Origin of the sequence: Pseudolysinimonas sp. (genome assembly GCF_031389465.1) — a bacterium.
Lineage (GTDB): Bacteria > Actinomycetota > Actinomycetes > Actinomycetales > Microbacteriaceae > Pseudolysinimonas_A.
The window spans coordinates 1-5,630 of the sequence record NZ_JANMSQ010000006.1 but is presented as its reverse complement, the minus strand read 5'-3'; the positions used below and the strand labels follow the sequence as shown (position 1 = coordinate 5,630).

The following is a 5,630-nucleotide window of genomic DNA, read 5'->3' as shown; positions in this document are numbered from 1 at the left end:
GCAGGCAGCGCCGTCGCGTCTCCCCAGCCAATTACACTGGTCGCACTATGACCAGCGCGATCACGCAGGGCGCCGCGGCGGCGCTGTCGCGTCCGCGCACCTACGAGGTGCGCACCTTCGGCTGCCAGATGAACGTGCACGACTCTGAGCGACTTTCCGGCAGCCTCGAGGCGGCGGGCTACGTACGTTCCGACGGTGGTGTGGCGGATGTCGTCGTCATCAATACCTGCGCGGTGCGCGAGAACGCCGACAACAAGCTCTACGGCACCCTCGGCCACCTCGCGAGCACCAAGCGCGAGCACGAGGGGATGCAGATCGCCGTCGGCGGGTGCCTCGCTCAGAAAGACAAGTCGGTCATCCTCGACAAGGCCCCCTGGGTCGATGTCGTGTTCGGCACCCACAACATGGGATCGCTGCCGAGTCTCCTCGAACGGGCCCGACACAACGACGAGGCGCAGATCGAGATTCTCGAGTCCCTCGAGGTCTTCCCGTCGACACTGCCAGCGCGGCGTGACTCCACGCACAGCGGCTGGGTGTCGATCTCGGTCGGCTGCAACAACACCTGCACGTTCTGCATCGTCCCGTCGCTGCGCGGCAAAGAGAAGGATCGTCGGCCGGGCGACATCCTCTCCGAAATCGAGATGCTCGTCGCCGACGGCGTCATCGAGGTGACGCTGCTCGGTCAAAACGTGAACTCCTACGGCGTCGAGTTCGGCGATCGGCTGGCGTTCGGCAAGCTGCTCCGTGCTGCCGGCGAGATCGAGGGGCTGGAACGCGTGCGGTTCACGAGCCCCCATCCCGCCGCCTTCACCGACGACGTCATCGATGCGATGGCCGAGACGCCGAACGTCATGCCCCAGCTGCACATGCCGCTGCAGTCCGGTTCTGACCGCATCCTCAAGGCGATGCGCCGCTCATACCGTTCCGAGAAGTTCCTGGGCATCCTCGACCGGGTGCATGAGCGCATCCCGCACGCCGCGATCTCCACCGACATCATCGTCGGCTTCCCGGGCGAGACTGAGGATGACTTCGCCGAAACGCTGCGCGTCGTCGAGCGGGCCCGCTTTGCGTCGGCGTACACGTTCCAGTACTCGATCCGGCCGGGAACCCCCGCGGCAACCCTGCCCGATCAGGTTCCGAAAGAGGTCGTGCAGGAGCGCTATGAGCGCCTCACCGAGCTGCAGGAGCGCATCTCCGCGGAAGAGAACGAGAAGCTTGTCGGCCGAACGGTCGAGGTGCTCGTCGCGACCAGCGAAGGTCGTCGTGACGTCGAGCGGGGCCGCCTGTCGGGCCGCGCTGAAGACAACCGGCTCGTGCACTTCGACGTGCCGGCCGGAAGCGAGACGCCGCGCCCCGGCGACGTCGTGACCGTCGAGGTCACGCGCGGCGCGCCACACTTCCTGATCGCCGCCCCTGCGGGCTCCAGCCTTCCGGTGCGGAGGACTCGCGCCGGCGACGCCTGGGATCGCGCCGAAGCCGAGTCCTGCGCTGTTCCCGCCGCTCCGTTCGACGTTGCCGGGCGCGTGAACCTCGGATTGCCGACGATCGGCCTGCACCCCACCGCGAGCTGACCCTCGTGCTCGCGGCGATCGTCGGCGCCACCGGAACCGGTAAGTCGTCACTTGCCCTCGGCCTCGCATCCCGGCTTCGGGACGCGGGCCGCGACGCTGAGATCGTCAACGCCGACGCGATGCAGCTCTACCGCGGCATGGACATCGGCACCGCGAAGACCCCCGTCGCGGAGCGGCGGGGCATCCCACACCACCTGCTCGACGTTCTCGAACCGCGTGACGAGGCGAGTGTCGCGCGGTACCAGATCGAGGCGCGCGCAGTCATCGACGAGATCCTTGCCCGCGACGCGGTTGCCATCCTCGTCGGCGGCAGCGGGCTGTACGTCTCGAGCGTGCTGTACGACTTTCAGTTCCCCGGCACCGACGCCACGGTGCGTGCGCGACTCGAAACAGAGCTCGAGACCGGCGGACCCGGGCTGTTGCATCGGCGGCTGCACGGCGTCGACCCGGCGGCGGCGGCGGCGATCGGCCCGGCGAACGGACGACGGCTCGTGCGCGCCCTCGAAGTGATCGAGATCACCGGTGCCCCGTTTGGAGCGGGCTTGCCGGACGAGACCGCGCTCTGGCGACCGAGTGTGACGCTCGGCCTCCGCACGGATCGCGCCCGGCTCGTGGAGCACCTCGACGCCCGCGTGGTCGGGATGTGGCGCGACGGGCTCGTCGCGGAAGTCGATCGCCTGCTGCCCGCCGGACTCGGGGTGACCGCGAGCCGGGCGATCGGCTACGCCCAAGCCGTCGCCCAGTCGCGCGGCGAGCTGACCGAACAGCAGGCGATCGAACAGGCGGCGGCTCTGACCCGCCGCTACGCCCGCCGTCAGGTGAGCTGGTTCGGCCGATACCGGCAGACCCGCTGGCTCGAGGCCGACGATCCCGCAATCGTCGATGAGGCGCTTGCCGCCGTCGGCGCCTGAGGGTGCCGCGCCGGTAGCATCGCCTGGTGGCTACCGAGATCGTCTTCACCAAGGGGCACGGCACGGGGAACGACTTCGTGTTCTTCGCCGACCCCGACGGCCGCGTCGACCTCGACGCTGACGACCTCGCGGCTCTCGCCGACCGGCACTTCGGAGTGGGTGGCGACGGCGTTATCCGCGCGGTGCGGTCGGCGAACCTCCCCGAGGGAGCCGCCGCCCTGGCCGAGGACCCGGCAGCCGAATGGTTCATGGACTACCACAACGCCGACGGAAGCCCGGCGGAGATGTGTGGCAACGGCATCCGCGTCTACGGCTCGTACCTGATCGCGCAGGGGCTGCTCGACTTTGCTGTCGGCGACACCGTCGCGATCGGCACCCGCGGCGGAGTGCGACCGCTCACCCGCACGGCCGACGGGTTCGAAGTCGACCTCGGGCCGTTCGTCGTCGCCGGTGACGCGATGGTTGCAGCCGACGGCCTCCACGTCGACCGACCCGGCCTCGCGGTCGGGGTCGGCAACCCACATGTCGTCGTGGCTCTCGCCGACGACGACGAGCTGGATGCCCTCGACCTCGGCGATTCCCCGGTGGTGACGCCGACCCCGCCGGACGGTGTCAACGTCGAGTTTGTCGTGCCAGCGGATCCGCTCGTGCAGGACGGCGTCGGTCGCATCCGTATGCGGGTCCACGAACGCGGCTCGGGCGAGACGCTGTCCTGCGGCACGGGTGCTGCGGCCGCCGCGCTCGCCACCCGGCATTGGGCGGGCGAGGACGCGCCCGACACGTGGACTGTCGACGTTCCGGGCGGCACCGTGGGAGTACGGGTTGCGCCGAGCGCGGACGGCGATCACGTCCTGCTGAGCGGACCGGCCGAGCTGGTATTCTCGGGGACTGTGAAGCTCCGCTAAGAGTCCGCGATCAGCCCGTGATCACGTCGATCGTGCCCGTGAATCCGGAACGACGCCGGGCGCGCAGCACTCGGTAACCCTTGTTGGTCGCCGCGCGCAGGACCGCGAAGTCTCTCGGCAGCTCCGCCTGCAGCCAACGCTGCAGCGAGTCGGACCCCAGGTTGCGTTGCACGACCAGCCAGCCGTCCGAGCCGGGTTCGAGCCGCGGCAGCCAGTGCAGCAGCATGGCGTGCAGTTCGTTCTTGCCCACCCGGATCGGCGGGTTCGACCAGATCGTGGTGAACAACGCATCAGCCGGAACCTCGTCAGGGGTCACGGCGTTGATGTTCGTCAGCCGGAGCTGCGCGGCGTTGCGCCGCACCAGTTCGAGTGAGCGCTCGTTGACGTCGACCGCCCACACCGTGGCTCGCGGGGACTCGAGAGCGAGCGAGATCGCGATCGGACCCCAGCCGCACCCGAGATCGAGCAGATTGCCACCCGGCGGCGGTGCCGGAACGTTGGCGAGAAGCACCGAGGTGCCGACATCCACCCGCTCCGGACTGAAAACGCCGTTCGCGGTCGTCAGTTCGAGATCACGACCGGCGAGCCGCACCTGGATGGTGCGAGGCACGAGTTCGCCGCCGGGGTTCGCCGAGAAGTAGTGCTCGGGGGCGGGCATGGGTATGAACCTACCGAAAACGAACAGAACACAGAACTAAGGTGAGACGACAATGACGGATTCCCAGACGACTGAAACCCAGACGACTGATACTCAGGCGACTGAGCCCGACCGCACGATCGACCGCGTGCTCGCGGCCGAGAAGTCGCGTGCGGCCACGGTGAGCCGTTTCGGCGACCGCCGCGCGGAGGCGCTTCACGACGAAGAGACGAGCACCGCCGACCTCGACGGTGAACAGCTCGACCGCGAAGAGCGTGCGGCCCTGCGTCGCGTTCCCGGACTGAGCACCGAGCTCGACGATGTCACCGAGGTCGAATATCGGCAGCTGCGCATCGAGAACGTCGTGTTGATCGGCGTGTACTCCCGTGATCCGGAGGATGCCGAGAACTCGTTGCGCGAACTCGCCGCCCTCGCCGAGACGGCGGGAGCCGTCGTGCTCGACGGGTTGCTCCAGCGGCGCCAGCATCCCGACCCGTCGACCTACCTGGGGCGCGGCAAAGTGCAGGAGCTCGCCGACGTCGTCGTGGCGCTCGGCGCCGACACCGTCATCGCCGATACCGAACTTGCGCCCAGCCAACGACGCGCACTCGAAGACAAGGTGAAGGTCAAGGTCATCGACCGCACCGCTGTCATCCTTGACATCTTCAGCCAGCACGCGAAAAGCCGCGAGGGCAGGGCGCAGGTCGAACTCGCGCAGCTCGAGTACCTGTTGCCGCGTCTTCGTGGCTGGGGTGAGTCGATGTCCCGTCAGGCCGGTGGTCAGGTGGGCTCGGGTGGCGCGGGGATGGGGAGCCGTGGCCCGGGTGAGACGAAGATCGAACTCGACCGCCGCCGCATCCACGACCGCATGTCGAAGCTGCGCAAGCAGATCAAGGGCTTCGCCCCGGCGCGCGAGGCGAAGCGGGCCAACCGCGACCGCTTCGAGGTGCCGAGCGTCGCGATCGCCGGCTACACGAACGCCGGAAAGTCGAGCCTGCTCAACCGGCTGACGCAGGCGGGCGTGCTCGTGCAGAACCAGTTGTTCGCGACCCTCGACCCGACCGTACGCCGCAGCAGCACTCCCGACGGCCGAGAGTTCACGCTCGCCGACACCGTCGGGTTCGTGCGCAGCCTGCCGACGCAACTGGTGGAGGCGTTCCGGTCGACCCTCGAGGAGGTCGGCTCGTCCGACGTCATCGTGCACGTGGTCGACGGCGCGCATCCCGACCCGGGTGCGCAGATCGCCACCGTTCGCGACGTGATCGGTGACGTCGGCGCACGCGACCTGCCCGAGATCGTGGTGTTCAACAAGGCCGACCTGGTGGATGACGACCGCCGGATGCTGCTGCGTGGTTTGGAGCCCGACGCGATCTTCGTGAGTGCCCGCACCGGGGAGGGGATCGACGAACTCCGGCAACGCGTCGCCGACACTCTCCCGCAATGGGATGTCGAACTCGACCTGCTCGTGCCGTACGACCGCGGCGAGGTCGTCTCGCTCGCGCATCAGAAGGCGCGGGTGCTGGATACCGACTACGAAGAAGACGGCACGCGGATCAAGCTCGTGGCGACCGATCGCATCGCGCGGATGATCCGCTCGGCGCTCGAC

At 68.6% G+C, this 5,630-nt stretch carries 5 protein-coding genes; 4 read left to right on the top strand and 1 reads right to left on the bottom strand.

Annotation, left to right across the window (positions count from 1 at the left end; all coding sequences use genetic code 11):
- Positions 1-47 precede the first annotated feature (47 nt).
- The 3 genes from miaB to dapF are packed head-to-tail and all read left to right on the top strand — an operon-like array spanning position 48 to position 3,387.
- Positions 48-1,571 carry a tRNA (N6-isopentenyl adenosine(37)-C2)-methylthiotransferase MiaB gene (gene miaB, locus RMO30_RS00130; protein ID WP_309707879.1) on the top strand — a complete coding sequence of 508 codons (1,524 nt, stop codon included), beginning with the start codon at positions 48-50 and terminating at the stop codon, positions 1,569-1,571.
- A 5-nt stretch (positions 1,572-1,576) separates the two neighbouring features.
- Positions 1,577-2,482, top strand: a complete 906-nt coding sequence (miaA, locus tag RMO30_RS00125) for a tRNA (adenosine(37)-N6)-dimethylallyltransferase MiaA (protein WP_397427865.1) — start codon at positions 1,577-1,579, stop codon at positions 2,480-2,482.
- Positions 2,483-2,508: 26 nt separating this feature from the next.
- Complete coding sequence (gene dapF, locus RMO30_RS00120; RefSeq protein ID WP_309707874.1) at positions 2,509-3,387, top strand: diaminopimelate epimerase; 879 nt, start codon at positions 2,509-2,511, stop codon at positions 3,385-3,387.
- Between the two features lie 10 nt (positions 3,388-3,397).
- On the opposite strand, the gene RMO30_RS00115 is transcribed toward dapF, so the two are convergent.
- Positions 3,398-4,045, bottom strand: coding sequence for a methyltransferase (locus RMO30_RS00115; protein ID WP_309707871.1), 648 nt, complete (start codon positions 4,043-4,045; stop codon positions 3,398-3,400).
- A 52-nt stretch (positions 4,046-4,097) separates the two neighbouring features.
- On the opposite strand from RMO30_RS00115, the gene hflX reads away from it, so the two are divergent.
- On the top strand, positions 4,098-5,630 hold a 1,533-nt coding region (gene hflX, locus RMO30_RS00110), incomplete at its 3' end, for a GTPase HflX (protein ID WP_309707868.1).

Bases quoted from the DNA above. Each gene is read 5' to 3' on its own strand.
- miaB (WP_309707879.1), top strand. From the start codon at position 48: ATGACCAGCGCGATCACGCAGGGCGCCGCGGCGGCGCTGTCGCGTCCG.
- RMO30_RS00115 (WP_309707871.1), bottom strand. From the start codon at position 4,045: ATGCCCGCCCCCGAGCACTACTTCTCGGCGAACCCCGGCGGCGAACTC.